Genomic DNA, 16793 nt, shown 5'->3' with positions numbered 1-16793 from the left:
ATCTTTTTTATGCGCATACGGCCCACCACAGGCACGCCCCTCCCGCAGGCGGGAGGGGATGGGGGAGGGCAAGCCCCACGCGACAGTCTCTGTGAGACTTCCTGCCCTCCCCAACCCCTCCCGCCTGCGGGAGGGGCTATCGCTGCGGGTGAGGGAGCGGCACCTCTCCAACGTCGCGAAACGCCGGTCGCCGCCGCTCCATGTTCGCGCGCACTGCCTCGCGGAAGTTCGCCCCCTGCATCAGCGCCACCTGCTCGGCACTTTCCATCGCCAGCAATTCCTCCGGCGCGGACCCCATCGCCCCGAACAACCGTTTGGCGCTGCGCACCGCATCGGGGCTGCGCTCGGCGATCTTCCGCGCAAGCGCCAGCGCCTCGCCACGAGGGTCCTCGACCAGTCGCGTCACGAACCCCGCCGCCTGCGCCTCGACCGCATCAAACTCGCGCGCGGTATAGACCCATTCGCGAAGCACATCCTCACGCACGCCGCGCCACAGCGCAAAGCCGCCCATGTCGGGGACGATGCCCCAATGCACCTCGCGAATCGCGAAACGGGTGGCGGGATGCGCCAGCCTGATGTCCGCGCCCGCCATGATCTGCGTCGCCCCGCCGAACACCACGCCGTGGACGGCGGCGATCACCGGCACCGCCAGCGTCCGCCAGCCCCAGGCGACCTGCTGCACCAGATTGGCCGGGCCATGCTTGCGCGCCGACAGGTCCAGTCCCGCCAGATCGCCCCCGGCCATCGCCGCCATATCGAGCCCGGAGCAGAACCCCTCCCCCTCGCCCGACAGCACCACCGCGCGCAGGTCGGCCTGCGACGAAAGGGCATCGATCGCCCCGGCGAGCGCGTCGAACATCTTGCCGTCGATGGCATTCAGCTTTTCCCCACGCGCCAGCCTGACATCGGCTACGCCGTCCGTCACCGCGATCGTCACCCGGCCGTCCATATCTCTCTCCTTTTGCGCCAGCGCGTTGGTCGTGTAGACCATGGGCTTATGGGGTTCGATATGGAACGCTTCGTCGCGATGGGCGGCCTGGGTGGCGGGCATGGCCAGCAGCTCGGCATCGCCTATCGCGCGCATGGCGACGACTGGGCCGAGCTGGCGCTGCCCTATGACGTGCGGCTGATCGGCGATCCGGTGAGCGGCGTCATCGCCTCCGGCCCGATCGTCGCGATGATGGACATGGCGACCAGCGTGGCGGTCTGGCTGAAGCGCGGCGTGTTCGAGGCGCATGTGACGCTCGACCTGCGCGTCGACTACCTCCGTCCCGCCGTGCCCGAACGCACGGTGATCGGGCGCGGCGAATGTTACCGGCTGACGCGCAGCATCGCCTTCGTCCGGGGGATCGCGCATGACGGCGACCCCGACGATCCGGTCGCGCATGTCGCGGGCACTTTTATCGGCATGGCCGCATGAGCGCGCCCCGGACCGCGATCGGCCAGGCGATGGAACTGCCCCCCTATGCCGAGTGGCTCGGCTGCTCGATCGATTGGGTCGACGATACGCCGCAACTGGTCATGCCGTTCGGCGAACACGTCATGGGCTGGCCCGGACTGCTGCAGGGCGGCGCGATCGCGGGGCTGTTGGAGGTGGCGGGCATCGCCGCGCTCACCCACCGGCTCGCGGGCGAAGGGACGGCCCGGATCAAGCCGGTGACGATCACGACCAACTATCTGCGCACCGGGCGCGACCGGCATCCGACGCGCGCGGTCGGCGTCATCCTGCGCCTCGGCCAGCGGACCGCCAATGTCGAGGCGGTCGCCTGGCAGGAGGATCGCGACCAGCCGATCGCGACCGCCCGGCTGAACTACCGCATCCTGCGCGGCTGAGGCTTGGCCAGCGCCTGCTTGATCGCGGCATCGGCGGCCGGTGCCATCGCGGCATAGCCCGCCGCATTGGGATGCACGCCGTCAAGGCCCCAATCGGGTCTCAGCGCGTCACCGACGTGCAGCACTGACCAGTAATCGGCATAGGTCGCACCGACTCGCTTGGCGTAATCCTTCAACCAGGCATTGAGCGTCGCGATGCGCGGCGCGGTGGCCAGGCCCGGCTTCCACGGGAAATGGTCGGCGGGCGGGATCGAGGCCAGGATGACGCGGATGCCATGCGCCTGGGCCAGTTCGACCATCGACATGATATTGCCTTCGACCTGCGCGTCGGTCGTCGGTCCGGTATTGCCCGCAATATCATTGGTGCCCGCCATGATCTGCACGACCACAGGCTTCAGGTCGATCACGTCCTGGCGAAAACGCAGCAGCATCTGCGAGGTCGTCTGCCCGCTGATCCCGCGCCCGATCCGGCCGGGCACGAAGAATTGCGGCATCTTGCCGACCCAGCCCTCGGTGATCGAGTCGCCCATGAAGACGATGCGCGGCTGGCCCGCCACCGGCGCTGACAGCTTGGCATTGTCGTCGCGGTAACGCGCCAGATAGGCGAAGTCGTTGTGCAGCCGCTCCTCCCATTCGCGGGTCCAGCGCTGCGAGTCGGTTTCCTTCGGCGCGGTCTGCGCGGCGGCGGGTGCGGCGAGGGTCAGCGCAGCGAGCGCGGTCAGGATCATCCGGCTCACGGGCGCAGGTCCGCAGCGGTCGCGGTGACGTTCCAGCCGCGCACATTCACCATCGGCTTGTCCGCCTTGGCCGTGGGATAGCGAATCTCGATCACGCGGGTTTCTCCGGGCATCAGGGTGACGTAATTGTCGCTGAAATAGGCGGGCAGCACTTGGGCGCCGTCGGCGTTCATCACGGTCAGCTTGGTCTCGATCGCGGGGACGGTGCCGCCATTGGTCAGGGTGACGCTGGCCAGCGTCTCCTCACCCTGTCCTTGCGTCGTCGCACTCGCGGTGACGGGCGCCGCCCCCATGGCGGTCAGCGCACGGTAACCCGCATCGTCCGCCGCCTCCCAATAGCTGTTGGTCGACAGCAGCTGCCCGCCCGCATCCATCGCCTCCAGCCGGACCAGCACCGGCCCGCGCTTCATCGCGGGGGCCAGGTCGAGGGTCAGCACAGGCGTCACCCCCTCGGCATTCGCGACGACCTTCGCCTCCTGCTCACTCTCGGACCGGCCATCCAGCCCGACAACCTTCGCGCGCACCTGCACGCCCTTCAGCGCGTCACGGGTGTTGTTGACCAGCACGACGCGGTGGCCGGGCAGGTTCATCTGGACATGGATCGGCTCGGCGGCCTTCTTCACCCCGTAGAAGGCAGCGTGCGTGTCATAGTCGGACGAGAAGATCTGCCACGCCGAGGACGGCCAGGCGGGCTGCGTCATCCACAGCATCCGGCCCGAATTCTCGGTCCAGAGGCCTGCATTCATCCCCTCGAAGATGGCGCGATAGGATTCATACTCCATCATCTGCGCCTTGCGCTCGAAATCCTCGAGGCCCGTGGATGGGCCGAAGCGGCGTTCGAGCACGTCCATATAGGTCTTCACCGCGCCGTTCCCGGTCTGGTGCCAGTCATGATAGGCCCAGACGTCGCCGATCGGCCAGCGATCCGCCTCGGCCGGGATGGTCCGCTTCCAGGATTCGAGCGTCGGCAGCGAGGGCGTGCCGACCTCGACCGAGAAGCCCTTGGCGTGCGTCGTGAAATATTCCACCGGCGGCCGCCAGTTATAGGGGCCGGAGCCTTGCAGGTTCACCGCATTGGACGAGGGCATATAGAGCCGCGTCCCGTCCTCGGCGCGCAGCAGCGTATCCAGCCCGCTATTGAGGATCGGCTGCGGCACCCCCTCGTTCCGCCCGAACCACGCGACGATCGAGGGGTGGTTGCGATAGCGACGCACCACGTCCGTCGCATTGGCGAGGAAGAGTTGCGGGTCCTCGGCCTCCATATTGTAATTCTGGGTCGACTCCCAGAAGTCGGACAGGACCATCAGGCCATATTCGTCGGCCAGGTCGAAGAAGCTGTCCTCGGTATTCTGGCCCACCCAGTTGCGGATGATGTTGAGGTGCGCGTCGCGGTGCAGGCGAAAGAACGGCTCCAGATGCGCGCGGTCGACGCGCTTCATGAAATCGTCCATGCCGATATTGCCGCCGCGCGCCGCGATCCGCACGCCGTTGACCCGCAGCACGAGATAGGGGGCGAGGCGCGGATCGTCGGTGAGCTTGGCGACCGCCGCCGACTGGTCACCACCGGGGGTGAAGCTCATCGCCCAGCCATTCGCCGTCTTGCGGATACCCTTATGGCTGGTGTCGATCAGCTTCGGCCCACCGCGTGCCCGGTTGAGGTCCAGCGTCACCCGCTCGAGATCGCCGTCATCGTCGAACAGCGACAGGTCATAGGTCACCTGCCGCATCCCGAAGCGAAGCGCCTTGCTGTCCGACAATGCGCCATCGACCGCCGCCGTCAGCGCCAGATCGTGCAGCGCCGGGTCGCCGTAACCATTGGGCCACCAGAGACGCGGATTCTTGACCGAAAGCTGCGGGAACTCGGATGGGGACAGGACGGCGCGGATGGTCTGGCCGGGAGCCACCGTCACCGGCTTTTCGACGACCACATCGTCGAACACCGCGCGCACCGTCGCCGTCACCGGCGTCTGGCCGTTATTGGTGACGGGCACCGCGATCTCGACATCGGCGACCGAATTGTCGGGCTTGGGCAGGGTCGTCACGACCTGCGGGTCGCCGATCACCGCCGGGCCGGTCGCGGCCAGCGTCACGCCCTGCCACAGCCCGGTGTTGCGGTCGCGCACGGACGGGATCCAGTCCCATCCTTCCGTCGCGACGAAGGTCGGGCCGTCCATCATCTGGACGCCGCCATTCTCACCGACGCCCGCCGTCATCGATTCCTCATGCGCGATGCCCGGATGCGGCGGCGGCGAGACGCGCACGGCGACGGCATTGCGCCCCGCGGTCAGCGTTACGGGGAATCGGCCACGGATGAAGGCGCCCTTCATCGTGCCCATCATCCGGCCATTGACCCAGACCTCGGCCGAATAATTCACGCCGTTGAAGGTCAGCCACATCTGCCGCCCGGCCGCCTCGGGCGGTGTGTCGAACTCGGTGCGATACCAGTAATCCTGTCGCGCCAGCGTCTCCGGGATCGACAGGTTGTTCAGCCCGACCGCCGGATCGGGATAGACGCCGCGATCGACCAAAGTGGTCAGCACCGTGCCCGGCACGGTCGCGGCATACCATTTGCTCGCGTCGAAATTGCCCTGCGACAGGTCCGCGCCGCCGGGGCCGACCTTGGCCGCCTCGATCAACCGCCAGCCATTGACCACCCATTGGCCGGTCGTGGTGGAGATGAGCGCGGCGTCCTTCGGTTCTGGCTTTGCCGTGCCGCTGGTCGGGATCGGCGCCTTGGACTGGGGCAGCGTCCAGGCGTCCTGCGGTGCCGTCTGCCCCTGCATCTGGTGGGTCTGATAGGGCCAGGTCGGGCTGCCGGTCTGGAGCGCCAGCTTCGCCGGATCGGGCGCGCGGCGGGCGGCGACGCGGATGGCCAGCGGATCGACCGCCTCGCGCACCATGCGGAAATCGATGACCTTGCCCGCAAAGACCGGCTGGTAATCGCGGGGCGCCAGCGTCGCAACGCCGGTGACCGGCTCCAGCGACAGCCCGCGCTGCACCACCTGTCGACCGTTCACGAACAGCCGGACGATCTTTCCGTCATAGCTGGCGGCGATATAGGTCCATTTGTTGCGGTCGGCGTCGCCGCCGCCTTGGACCACCCCCGCCTCGGTGACGAGCGCGGGCTGGCCATCGACCAGCGCCAGATAGCGGCGCGGCCCCGCCTTGGGGTCGCCGAAGCCGCCGATCAGCATCGTCGTGCCCTTGCCCATGACGCTGCGCGGCTGGACCCAGGCGGACAGCGTCCAATTGGGGGCGGTGACGGCGCTGGGGACGATGGCGCGGGCGTAGGAATCGCCACCGGGCGGCAGGTCGGCGTTGATCGGCCCGAGCGGCGTTGCAGGCGGGCTCACCGGAGCCGTCTGCGCCGCAGCGGCCATCCCCCAGCACAGCGCCGTCACTGATGCCAGAGCCCCCATCGCTCTTGCCGCCGCCACGCTCATGCCTGCTCCTTTTGAATCGTCGCGGGATAAAGCAAATGAAAAGCCCTAAAGTCAAAGGGCACCGCATCTATTCCTCCCCTTTAAGGGGAGGTGGCAGGCCGCAGGCCTGACGGAGGAGTGTCGCGCTATCGAGAGTGGGACACCCCTTCGTCACGCTTCGCGCAACACCTCCCCTTGCGGGGGAGGAATAGATTCAACCCCCGAAACGATCTATCGCCTCGCCGATGCCGGTCCAGACTTTACCGAGTTGTTCCGGCGTGATCGAATAGGGCGGCATCACGTAGATGGTATTGCCCATCGGTCGGACGAGCAGGTCGCGCTCCCGGAAATGCGCCAGCAGCCGGGGGGCCAGGTCGGACAGATAATCCTGCCCCGCACCCAGCTCGAACGCGGCGATGGTGCCGAGCTGGCGAGGGCTGTGGACCGATGGTTGGCTTGCCGCCATTGCCAGATGCCGCGCCTGCGCCCCCGCCAGCGCATCGATGCGCGCCTGCACGGGCTCGTCGCGCCAGATCGCCAGATTGGCCGCCGCCGCCGCGCAAGCGATGGGGTTGGCGGTGTAGCTGGACGAGTGGAAGAACTGTCTGGACCGATCGGTCTGCGACCAATGCGCCTGGAAGATCGGCTCGATCGCCAGCGTCACCGCCAGCGGCACCGCGCCGCCGGTCAGCCCCTTGGACAGGCAGAGAATGTCGGGCACCACCTCCGCCTGCTCGCAGGCGAACAGCGTGCCGGTGCGGCCCCAGCCGGTCATGATCTCGTCGGCGATGAACAACACGCCGTGCCTCGCGCAGATGTCGCGCATCGCGGCCAGCGTCTCGGGCGCGTAGAGCAACATGCCGCCCGCGCCGAGCACCAGCGGCTCGACGATGAACGCCGCCGCGCCCGCCCGGCACTCCGCCTCCAGCGCGTCGAGCGTAACCTGCATGTCATGGGGAAAGGGAATGGTGCCGACATCGAAGAGCAGCGGCGCATAGGCCCGGTTGTACACGCCGCGCGCGCCCACCGACATCGCGCCGATCGTATCGCCATGATAGCTGTGTTCGAGAACGAGGATGCGGTGGCGGGGCTCACCCCGGTGGAGCCAGTAACCCAGCGCCATCTTCAGCGCGACCTCGACCGCCGTCGAGCCGGAGTCGGAGAAGAACACCCGCGTCAGCGCGGGCGGGGTGATCCGCACCAGCTCTGCGGCGACCTCCTCAGCGGGTTCGTGGGTCCACCCTGCGAAGATGATCTGGTCGAGCTTGCCTGCCTGTTCGGCGATGGCGGCGCTGATGCGCGGATGGTTGTGGCCGTGCGTCGTCACCCACCAGCTGGAAATGGCGTCGATCACCTCGCGCCCGTCGACCGTGGTCAGGACCGCGCCGCTCGCGGTGGCGACCTTGGGGATCGGTTCGCCCAGGCCATGCTGGGTGAAGGGATGCCAGACGGGCGAGGTCACCGGAAATCCCCGATGTCAAAATTCGCGGCGAAGGCCTCCCCCAGCGTTTCGCGGGTCAGGTCGGGCAGGCGCGGCAGGCGGCCGAGCCGCTTCACCCCGCCGATCGCGGCGATGGTCGCCTCGCTGTCCTCGACCGCCTCGCCGACGAATGCGACGCCCAGGACCGGCACACCGCGCGACCGCAGCGCCTCGATCGACATGAGGCTGTGGTTGATCGTGCCCAGTCCGGTCCGTGCGACCAGCACCACCGGGCACCCCCAATGCGCGAACAGGTCGGCGAACAGCATCTGCCGGGTGACGGGCACCAGCACCCCGCCCGCCCCTTCGGCGACCAGCGGCCCGTCGACCTGCGGCAGGGCAAGGCGGTCGCGGTCGATCGTCACGCCGTCGATCTCGGCGGCGCGGTGCGGCGAGCAGGGGGTCTTCAGCCGATAGGCGGAGGGCAGGACCGGGTGACCGCTGAGCCGTGCGACCGTCTCGGCATCGCCATGCCCTTCCTCATCGGTCCCCGCCTGGACCGGCTTCCAATAGCTCGCCCCGAGCGCCCCGGTCAGCGCAGCGGAAAAGACGGTCTTGCCGATCTCGGTATCGGTGCCGGTGACGATGATCGCGCTCATGCCAGAACCTCGTGCAAAGCCTGGTCGAGGGCGAGGATGTCCGCCTCCCCGACATTGAGGGTGATCGACAGCCGCAGCCGCGCCGCGCCCACCGGCACGGTCGGCGGACGGATGCCGCGAATGTCGAAGCCGCGCGCCTGCAACGCCTCGGCGGCGCGCATGGTGCGGCCATTGTCGTGCAGGATCAGCGGCATGATCGGCGTGCCGTTCGCCAGCGCGCCATGGGGTGCCAGCCGCTCGCTGGCCAGCGCAATCCGCCGGTGGAGCGCGGTGCGCCGCTCCGGCTCCTCGGCCAGGATGCGCAGCGCCTCGCGCACCCCGCGCGCCATCAGCGGCGAGGGAGCGGTGGAAAAGATGAACCCCCGCCCGCGATTGACCAGATAGTCGCGCACGATGGCGGGGCCTGCGACCAGCGCGCCCTCGCACCCCAGCGCCTTGCCGCAGGTGTGGAGGGTGACGACCCGCTCGCCGGGTGTGGCAAGCCCCTGCCCCCGCTCGCCGAAGACGCCGGTGGCGTGCGCCTCGTCGACGATCAGCATCGCGTCATGCCGCTCGGCCACGGCCATCAGCTCGGCGAGTGGCGCGGTGTCGCCGTCCATCGAATAGAGGCTTTCGACCGCGATCCAGACCGTCCCCTTGCCGCCCTGCGCCCGCCATGCCCGGATGGCGTCCTCGAACGCCGCCGGATCGTTATGCGCCGCCGCGACCGATGCGGCGCGCGACAGCTTCATCCCCTCATGCATGCTGGCATGGACCAGCGCGTCATGGACGATCAGGTCGCCCCGCTGCGGCAACGTCGCCAGCAACGTGGCGTTGGCGGTGTAGCCGGAGGAGAAATAGAGGCTCGCCTCCGCGCCGAAGAAGGCGGCGGCTTCGGCTTCCAGCGCCTCATGTTCCGGATGGTTGCCGCGCAACAGCCGCGATCCGCCCGAGCCGACGGGGATGCCCTCCGCCACGGCGTCCGCGATGGCGGCGGCGAGGCGCGGATGGCTCGCCAGCCCGAGATAGTCGTTGGAGGCAAAGTCCCTGCCTCGCTGCGGAGCCAGCCCCCGCAATCGGTCCCGCGCAGCCAGTCGGGCCAAGTCGGCGCGATGAAAGTCCAGCATGGGGGCTTCCCTAATCGGGTGGGTGGGGGAGCGGAACCGTGTTTGTGAGGGATTCACTTGGCCTTCGACTTCGCTCAGGCGGAACGGCCGTTTGTATTTGAGGCATATTCCCCAACCCCGCTCAGCCTGAGCGAAGTCGAAGGCCACGCCCCACCCGCCGTCAGATCGGCTCCGCCAGCGTCACGATCGAGACCCCCGGCGTCAACGGCACGCGGCCGACCAGATGCCGCTCCAGCCGGAAGATCGCCTCGAACGCCTTGTTCAGCGGTGCGGGCGGCGGCGAGTCGTCGCTGTCGTCGCGCCCGGTGATCCGCCCGGCGATCCGCGCGGCGGCGGCTAGCGGGAAGAGCAGCGAGTTAAAATAACCGAGCTTGCGCGGGCGCAGCCCCGCCTTCTCGATCGCCGACACCAACGTCCCCTTGGAATAGCGGCGGTGATGGTGGTTCACCACGTCATGCGCCGACCACATCCACTGATGCGCCGGAACCGCGATCAGGATCTTGCCGCCCGGCTTCAGGCACGACTTCATCGCGGCGAGCGCGGCGACGTCGTCCTGGATATGCTCGACCACGTCGAGCACGGCGATCAGGTCATAGGCGCCCCGCTCGATCCCCGGCAGTTCGGGGAGCGGCGCGGCCTGGACCGGCTTGCCCAGCCTTTGCGACGCGATCTCCCGCGCGGCCGGATCGATCTCGATCGCGTCGACCGCACCGAAGCTCGCCAGCATGGGCAGGTTATGCCCGGTGCCGCAACCGATCTCGAGGATGCGCGCCTCGGCGGGCAGCTTGCCGTAACGGGTCAGGTAATCGGCCAGGATGTCGCGGCGCGCGCGATACCACCAATGGGTGGAATCATGCGCGGCCATGCGGTCGTAAACGATACGGTCCATGAACTTATCCGAAGACCCATTGGCGGTTGAGCGCGAAGGTCGCGATCGGCGTGATCGTGACCACCGGGATCAGCGCGACCCAGGGTGGTTGATGCAGGAGCCCGGTGGCAATCCAGGTGAAGAGCGCATTCAGCACAAGTCCAAAGCCTTGCACCACAAGGAATTTCAGATGCTGCCTGCCGCTGGGGTCGCGGGTGCCGTGGCCGCGGAAGCTCCAGGCGCTGTGCAGGAAAAAACCGAAGATCACCGCCACCAGAAAGGCGGGCGGCACCGCCAGCACGGCCTTGTCGTGCGGCAGGACCCAATAGGTCAGCGGCAGATAGACCGCCGAATAGACGACCGTCGACAAGCCCCCCGCAATGCCGAAGCGGATCAGCTGGCCCAGCATCCCGCTGTCCCGCCACCGCTCGATCCGATGCTGAAGAGTCGCCACGCCGCCGTCTTGCCCTTTACGTCGCCCGCGATAGAGCGGAGCCTGAAGCTCTGCGCCTTAGGCTGCGGGCGGGTATGAGGGAAGCGTCTTTGGAACGTCTGCAGCGTGAGATCGACCGCAACTGGCAACGCTGGGTGCTGGTGGCGTGGGCGGCGATCACCGCCTGGTACATCTATGATCGCTGGGGCCAGATACGCTGGTGGTCGCTGGGCGATACCGACGACAATATGCGGCTGATGCAGGTGCGGGCCTGGATGGCGGGACAGGGCTGGTACGATCTGCGCCAGTATCGGATGAACCCGCCGGTCGGCTTCGACATCCATTGGAGCCGCATCGTCGACCTGCCGATCGCCGGGCTGATCCTGTTTTTCCGCCTGTTCACCACCCCCGCCTGGGCCGAGCGACTCGCCTGCGGCCTGGCGCCGCTGATCCCGCTGTCGATCACCATGACCGCGCTGGCGGTGACGCTGCGGCGGCTGGTCGGGGCGTTGAGCTGGCCGCTGGGCATGGCGCTGCTGCTGTGCGCCCATGCCACGCTACTGATGTACATGCCGATGCGCATCGACCATCATGGGTGGCAGCTGGCGATGCTGGCGGTCACCGTCGCGGGGCTGTGCGATCCGGCCGCACGGCGCGGCGGGGCGCTGGTCGGGCTGGCGAGCGCGGTGTCGCTGGCGATCGGGCTGGAGATGCTGCCCTATGCCGCGATGGCGGGCGCGATCCTGACCCTGCGCTGGGTCTGGGACCGGGCGGAGGCCGACCGGCTGGCCGTCTATGCGCTGACGCTCGGCGGGGGCAGCGCGGCGGGGTTCGCCGCCTTTGCCTCCAACGCCAATTACGCGATGCGCTGCGACGCGCTGACCCCGGTGTGGCTGTCGGTGACGGTGGCGGCGGGGGCGTTGCTGTTCGTGCTGGCGCGGATCAACCCGGCGTCGCGTGGCGCGCGCCTGGGCCTGGCGGTGGTCGCGGGCGCGGTGATCGCGGGCGGTTTCGCCAGCCTGTTTCCGCAATGCCTGACCCGCCCCGAACAGGTCAGCCCCGAATTGCAGCGCAACTGGCTGAACAATGTCCGCGAGGCCAAGCCGATCTACAAGCATCCGCTTCGCGTCGCGCTGCCCATGGCGATCATGCCGGTGATCGGGATGATCGGGGCGATCGTCGCGGCCTGGCGGTGGCGGACGATCGGCTGGACGGCGGTGGCGCTGTTCACGACCTTCGCCTGCCTGATGCTGTTGTGGCAGGCGCGCGCGGCTCCGGCGGCGCAGATGCTGGCGGTGCCGGGCATCGCGGCGCTGCTGTGGATGGTCCTGCCCTGGCTGGCCCGGCTGCGCTCGCCGCTGCTGCGGGTGCCCGCCATCGTGCTGGCGGTGCTGGTGCCGACAGGGATCGCGGCGAGCTGGGTCGTCACCTATCTGCCCGCCACCCAGCCGAGCGCCTATGCCAATCGGGTCAACCGTGCGACCGGGCAATGCGTGCGTACCTCGGTCCTGACGCGGGTCAATGCCTATCCCAAGGCGACGGTGTTCACCTTCGTCGACCTCGGGCCGCGGCTGATCGTGACGACCCATCATGACGCGATTGCGGGGCCGTATCACCGCAATGGCGATGCGATCCTGGACGTGCAGCATGCCTTCCAGGGCAGCGAGGCGCAGGCGCGCGCGATCATGAAGCGGCATGGCGCGACGCTATTGCTGATCTGCCCCGACATGGCCGAGTCGACCAATTACCGGGCGCGGGCGCCGGGAGGTTTCTACGACCGGATGGCGCGCGGCTGGACGCCGAACTGGCTGACCCCGCTGCCGCTGCCCAAGGGGTCGCCGTTGCGGCTGTACCGGATCAGCTGAAATCCGCCGCCACGAAGCAGTGGTGGAGGGGGCGTGCCGCCAGCAATGCCCCGGTATCGGAGGACATCGGATTGATCCCAGCCAGGCCCCTCCCCTTCAGGGGAGGGGTTGGGGTGGGGCCTCACCGCAGGTTTTGCACTTGCGGCAGGCCCCCTCCGTCAGACCTTGCTCGTCAGCTCCGGCACGATGGTGAACAGGTCACCTACCAGGCCGATATCGGCGACCTGGAAGATCGGCGCGTCCTCGTCCTTGTTGATCGCGACGATGACCTTGGAGTCCTTCATCCCCGCCAGATGCTGGATCGCGCCCGAAATACCGACCGCGACATAGACTTCGGGTGCCACGATCTTGCCGGTCTGCCCGACCTGATAGTCGTTGGGGGCATAGCCCGCATCGACCGCCGCGCGGGAGGCGCCTACGGCCGCGCCCAGCTTGTCGGCCAGCGGGTCGATCAGCGCGTGGAACTGTTCTTCCGAGCCCAGCGCGCGACCGCCCGAGACGATGATCTTGGCGCTGGTCAGCTCGGGGCGGGCATTCTCGGCCTTTTCCGCGCCGACGAAGCGGGACTTGGCCGCGTCGCCGGTCGAGGCCACCGCCTCGATACTGCCCGCGCCGCCCTCGGCCGCCGCCTTCTCGAAGGCGGTGGTGCGCACGGTGAGGACGAGTTTCGTGTCGCTGGTCTTCACCGTCGCGATCGCGTTGCCCGCATAGATGGGCCGGGTGAAGCTGTCCGGTCCTTCGACCGACAGGATGTCGCTGATCTGCATCACGTCGATCAGCGCGGCGACGCGCGGCGCGATGTTCTTGCCCGTGGTGGTCGACGGTGCGAGGAAGGCGTCGTGATGGCCCATCAGCTCGGCGATCAGCGGCGCAACGTTTTCCGCCAGCGCGTTGGCGAAAGCCGCGTCGTCGGCGACATGGACCTTGCCCACGCCAGCGATCTTCGCCGCCGCCTGCGCCACGCCGTCGACGCCCTGCCCGGCGACGATCAGGTGGACCTCGCCCAGCTTGGCCGCCGCCGTGACGGTCGCCAGCGTGGCATCCTTGACGGACCCGCCGTCATGCTCGACCCAAACCAGCGTCTTCACTTGGCCACTCCCAGTGCTTTCAGTTTCTCGACCAGTTCGTCGACCGAGCCGACCTTGATGCCCGCCTGGCGCTTGCCCGGCTCGGCGACATGGGTGATCGTCAGGCGCGGAGCCACGTCGACGCCGTAGTCGGCCGCCGTCTTCGTCGCCATCGGCTTGGACTTGGCCTTCATGATGTTGGGCAGCGACGCATAGCGCGGCTCGTTGAGGCGCAGGTCGGTGGTCACGATGGCGGGCAGCGCGAGCGCCACCGTCTCCAGCCCACCATCGACCTCGCGGGTGACGTTGGCCGTCTGCCCGTCGATCTCGACCTTGGACGCGAAGGTGCCTTGCGCCCAGCCGAGCAAGCCTGCCAGCATCTGGCCGGTCTGGTTGTTGTCGCCGTCGATCGCCTGCTTGCCCAGGATGACCAGGCCAGGCTGTTCCTCCTCGACCACCTTGGCGAGCAGCTTGGCGACGCCCAGCGGTTCGACCGGCTGGTCCGCGGTGATCAGCACCGCCCGGTCCGCGCCCATGGCGAGTGCGGTACGCAGCGTATCCGCCGCCTTCGGCTCGCCGATCGAGACGACGACCACTTCGGTCGCCGCCCCCTTCTCCTTCAGCCGGATCGCCTCTTCCACCGCGATCTCGTCGAACGGGTTCATCGACATCTTCACGTTCGCCAGATCGACGCCCGTCCCGTCCGCCTTCACGCGCGGCTTCACGTTATAATCCAACACCCGTTTCACGGGCACGACGATCTTCATCGCGGTTCCTTCCCGGCTGAACAGCCAAACACATCGCCGTCTTTGGCGGCGTTGCGATCGCATCGCAAGACTTGCACCCCAGAACGAGAAAGAGGCCCGGACGTTTCCGCCCGAGCCCCTTTTATCATCGGTCCGTCAGAGCCGAAGGTGCGGTTTACGCGACCTTCTGCACCTCGGCCACGATCTTCTTGGCGGCGTCGCCCAGATCGTTGGCGGGGACGATGGCGAGACCCGAATTGGCAAGGATTTCCTTGCCCTTCTCGACATTCGTGCCTTCGAGGCGGACGACCAGCGGAACCTGCAGGTTCACTTCCTTCGCCGCCGCGACGATGCCGTCGGCGATGATGTCGCAGCGCATGATGCCGCCGAAGATGTTGACCAAGATGCCCTTCACCGCCGGATCGCTCAGGATGATCTTGAACGCCGCGGTGACCTTTTCCTTGTTGGCGCCGCCGCCGACGTCGAGGAAGTTGGCCGGGAACATGCCGTTCAGCTTGATGATGTCCATCGTCGCCATCGCCAGGCCGGCGCCGTTGACCATGCAGCCGATGTCACCGTCAAGCTTGATGTACGCCAGATCGTACTTCGACGCCTCCAGCTCCATCGCGTCTTCTTCGGTGGTGTCGCGCAGTTCCATCAGGTCCTTGTGACGGAACATCGCGTTGCCGTCGAAGCCGACCTTGGCGTCGAGCACCATCAGCTTGCCGTCCTCGGTGACGGCGAGCGGGTTGATCTCGATCTGCTCGGCATCGGTGCCCAGGAACGCGGCGTACAGCTTCGACGCGACATTGGCGGCCTGCTTGGCGAGGTCGCTGGTCAGTTCCAGCGCGGCGGCGACGGCGCGGCCGTGATGCGGCATGAAGCCGGTCGCGGTGTCGATGTCGATCGAGTGGATCTTCTCGGGCGTGTCATGCGCCACGGTCTCGATGTCCATGCCGCCTTCGGTCGAGGCGACCATCGAGACACGGCCGGTCGCGCGGTTGACGAGCAGCGCGAGGTAGAATTCCTTCGCGATGTCGACGCCGTCGGTCACGTACAGGCGGTTGACCTGCTTGCCCGCGTCGCCGGTCTGCACAGTGACCAGCGTGTTGCCCAGCATGTCGGTCGCGGCAGCGCGCACTTCATCGGCGGTCTTGGCCAGGCGGACACCGCCCTTGGCGTCGGGGCCGAGTTCCTTGAACTTGCCCTTGCCGCGGCCGCCCGCATGGATCTGCGCCTTCACGACGTAGAGCGGTCCGGGGAGCTTGGACGATGCCTCGACAGCTTCCTCGACGGTCATCGCGGCGAAGCCGGCGGGGACGGGCACGCCGAACTTGGCGAGCAATTCCTTGGCCTGATATTCGTGGATGTTCATGCGCTAGCCTTCCGCCTCTCGGGTGGTTCTAGGGAAATTGGGTGCGGCTAAAGCACAGGCTGGCGGACAAATCCACCCCGAAACGGCGTTAATGCAAATGCATCGCAAATGCTTTTCATGCATGGCCGGAGTGTTCTCTGCGCACGACCAACGGAATAAGCAGCAAATTTATCGGAAATGCGTTATGCCGATCCGATGAACTGGGTTTTCGGCATTCTCCTGTTTCTCGGCACCGTGATCTTCATGGAGGGGTTCGCCTATGCGGCGCACCGCTGGATCATGCACGGGCCGGGCTGGTTCCTGCACGAGAGCCATCACCGGCCCCGCACCGGCAACTGGGAGCTGAACGACCTGTACGCGGCGATCTTCGCGGTTCCGTCCTTCGTGATGATCCTGGGCGGGGTGCAACTGGGCTGGTGGCCGGGCTTCACCTGGATCGGCGCGGGAATCGCCGCCTATGGCGCGATCTATTTCGGCTTTCACGACGTCATCGTCCACAAGCGGCTGCCCAGTCGCTACCTGCCAAAGTCCGACTATATGAAGCGGATCATCCAGGCTCACCGGCTGCACCACGTCGTCGAGACGAAGAAGGGGACGGTCAGCTTCGGCTTTCTGATCGCACCCCGGCCTGAGGACTTGAAAGCCGAATTGAAGCGTCGCGCCCATGCCGGAGTCCGCCGTCCGGCGGGAGCGCGGCAGGATCATGAGGCGTTGGCGGAAAAGTAACCTTCTTTCCCTTATGGAGGGGGCGCTATGGATAACCCGGTCTTCACACCGCCATTCGAGCCGATTGCCGGCCAGGATCTCCGCCGCTCGCTGCGGCATGCCGTGCGGATGCGCGCGCATTTGCGCGACAAGGGGCAGACCCGCTTCGAGATCGACGTGGTCGACCTGTCGCCCGAGGGGTTTCGCGCCGAGACCAGCTTCACCCTGTGGCCGGGTACGATCGTCTGGCTGACCCTTCCGGGGCTCGCCCCGCTGGAGGCGGTGATCGCCTGGCGCGACCGCTTCAAATATGGGTGTGCGTTTTCCAAGCCGCTTCATCCGGCGGTGTTCGAGCATATCGTCGCGCTGGGGAATCGCTGAGAATTTTAGACTGGGTGGTCGCGAGCGTCTCGCCTAGGTCCAGCCCTCCCCCATCCCCTCCCGCCTGCGGGAGGGGCGTGGCAAGGTCCATCGTCTCGCGCCTTCTAAGCCTCTCCTCCCGGAGGGGAGTTTCAGGTCGGTCATGCCCCCGGCATGACTTAAACGATGCGGGGCAT

The 16793-nt window shown here is 67.5% G+C and carries 16 protein-coding genes; 5 read left to right on the top strand and 11 right to left on the bottom strand.

Annotation, left to right across the window (positions count from 1 at the left end):
* Positions 1-136: 136 nt before the first annotated feature.
* Positions 137-949 (bottom strand): crotonase/enoyl-CoA hydratase family protein, encoded by an 813-nt coding sequence (locus tag SP5_RS08775; RefSeq protein WP_042487116.1) that lies wholly within the window; start codon positions 947-949, stop codon positions 137-139.
* Between the two features lie 60 nt (positions 950-1009).
* Here SP5_RS08775 and SP5_RS08770 point away from each other — a divergent pair, with 60 nt between their 5' ends.
* Both SP5_RS08770 and SP5_RS08765 read left to right on the top strand, forming a co-directional pair.
* The gene (locus tag SP5_RS08770) at positions 1010-1420 is read left to right on the top strand and encodes a PaaI family thioesterase (RefSeq protein WP_245613438.1); all 411 of its coding nucleotides are present in this window, start codon (positions 1010-1012) and stop codon (positions 1418-1420) included.
* A complete protein-coding gene (locus SP5_RS08765) occupies positions 1417-1833 on the top strand; it encodes a PaaI family thioesterase (RefSeq protein WP_245613437.1) in 417 nt (138 codons plus the stop codon). Before SP5_RS08770 ends, SP5_RS08765 begins: the two co-directional genes overlap by 4 nt.
* Here SP5_RS08765 and SP5_RS08760 read toward each other — a convergent pair.
* The 7 genes from SP5_RS08760 to SP5_RS08730 all read right to left on the bottom strand — a co-directional run bounded on the left by SP5_RS08760 (position 1812) and on the right by SP5_RS08730 (position 10454).
* Positions 1812-2561 (bottom strand): GDSL-type esterase/lipase family protein, encoded by a 750-nt coding sequence (locus tag SP5_RS08760; protein ID WP_042487071.1) that lies wholly within the window; start codon positions 2559-2561, stop codon positions 1812-1814. The two genes, SP5_RS08765 and SP5_RS08760, sit on opposite strands and share 22 nt — an antisense overlap.
* 5 nt (positions 2562-2566) lie before the next feature.
* The gene (locus tag SP5_RS08755; RefSeq protein ID WP_245613436.1) at positions 2567-6013 is read right to left on the bottom strand and encodes a glycosyl hydrolase 2 galactose-binding domain-containing protein; all 3447 of its coding nucleotides are present in this window, start codon (positions 6011-6013) and stop codon (positions 2567-2569) included.
* 193 nt (positions 6014-6206) lie between these two features.
* Entirely contained in the window at positions 6207-7454 is a 1248-nt protein-coding gene (locus SP5_RS08750; protein ID WP_042487065.1) for an adenosylmethionine--8-amino-7-oxononanoate transaminase, read from the bottom strand.
* A complete protein-coding gene (gene bioD, locus SP5_RS08745; protein ID WP_042487062.1) occupies positions 7451-8071 on the bottom strand; it encodes a dethiobiotin synthase in 621 nt (206 codons plus the stop codon). Before bioD ends, SP5_RS08750 begins: the two co-directional genes overlap by 4 nt.
* Positions 8068-9177, bottom strand: a complete 1110-nt coding sequence (locus SP5_RS08740) for an 8-amino-7-oxononanoate synthase (protein WP_042487060.1) — start codon at positions 9175-9177, stop codon at positions 8068-8070. Before SP5_RS08740 ends, bioD begins: the two co-directional genes overlap by 4 nt.
* 160 nt (positions 9178-9337) lie before the next feature.
* Complete coding sequence (locus SP5_RS08735; RefSeq protein ID WP_042487057.1) at positions 9338-10066, bottom strand: class I SAM-dependent methyltransferase; 729 nt, start codon at positions 10064-10066, stop codon at positions 9338-9340.
* Positions 10067-10070: 4 nt separating this feature from the next.
* Positions 10071-10454, bottom strand: a complete 384-nt coding sequence (locus SP5_RS08730) for a GtrA family protein (RefSeq protein WP_042487054.1) — start codon at positions 10452-10454, stop codon at positions 10071-10073.
* 119 nt (positions 10455-10573) lie between these two features.
* Here SP5_RS08730 and SP5_RS08725 point away from each other — a divergent pair, with 119 nt between their 5' ends.
* Entirely contained in the window at positions 10574-12343 is a 1770-nt protein-coding gene (locus SP5_RS08725) for a hypothetical protein (protein WP_042487052.1), read from the top strand.
* 158 nt (positions 12344-12501) lie between these two features.
* Here SP5_RS08725 and SP5_RS08720 read toward each other — a convergent pair whose 3' ends face one another.
* The 3 genes from SP5_RS08720 to sucC form a co-directional block, all read right to left on the bottom strand.
* Positions 12502-13431 carry an electron transfer flavoprotein subunit alpha/FixB family protein gene (locus SP5_RS08720; protein WP_042487048.1) on the bottom strand — a complete coding sequence of 310 codons (930 nt, stop codon included), beginning with the start codon at positions 13429-13431 and terminating at the stop codon, positions 12502-12504.
* Positions 13428-14177, bottom strand: a complete 750-nt coding sequence (locus SP5_RS08715) for an electron transfer flavoprotein subunit beta/FixA family protein (RefSeq protein ID WP_042487045.1) — start codon at positions 14175-14177, stop codon at positions 13428-13430. The genes SP5_RS08720 and SP5_RS08715 overlap by 4 nt, the downstream gene beginning before the upstream one ends.
* Positions 14178-14331: 154 nt before the next feature.
* On the bottom strand, positions 14332-15531 hold the full coding sequence (sucC, locus tag SP5_RS08710; RefSeq protein WP_042487042.1) for an ADP-forming succinate--CoA ligase subunit beta: 1200 nt from the start codon (positions 15529-15531) through the stop codon (positions 14332-14334).
* A 177-nt stretch (positions 15532-15708) separates the two neighbouring features.
* Between sucC and SP5_RS08705 the strand changes: the two genes are divergently transcribed.
* Both SP5_RS08705 and SP5_RS08700 read left to right on the top strand, forming a co-directional pair.
* A complete protein-coding gene (locus tag SP5_RS08705) occupies positions 15709-16257 on the top strand; it encodes a sterol desaturase family protein (protein ID WP_375244067.1) in 549 nt (182 codons plus the stop codon).
* A gap of 27 nt (positions 16258-16284) precedes the next feature.
* Complete coding sequence (locus SP5_RS08700) at positions 16285-16617, top strand: pilus assembly protein PilZ (protein ID WP_042487039.1); 333 nt, start codon at positions 16285-16287, stop codon at positions 16615-16617.
* The last annotated feature ends 176 nt before the right edge of the window (positions 16618-16793 follow it).

Source organism: Sphingomonas parapaucimobilis NBRC 15100, from assembly GCF_000787715.1.
Taxonomy (GTDB): domain Bacteria; phylum Pseudomonadota; class Alphaproteobacteria; order Sphingomonadales; family Sphingomonadaceae; genus Sphingomonas; species Sphingomonas parapaucimobilis.
Note: the sequence above shows the minus strand (reverse complement) of the source record. Positions and strands in the feature narration are given on the sequence as shown.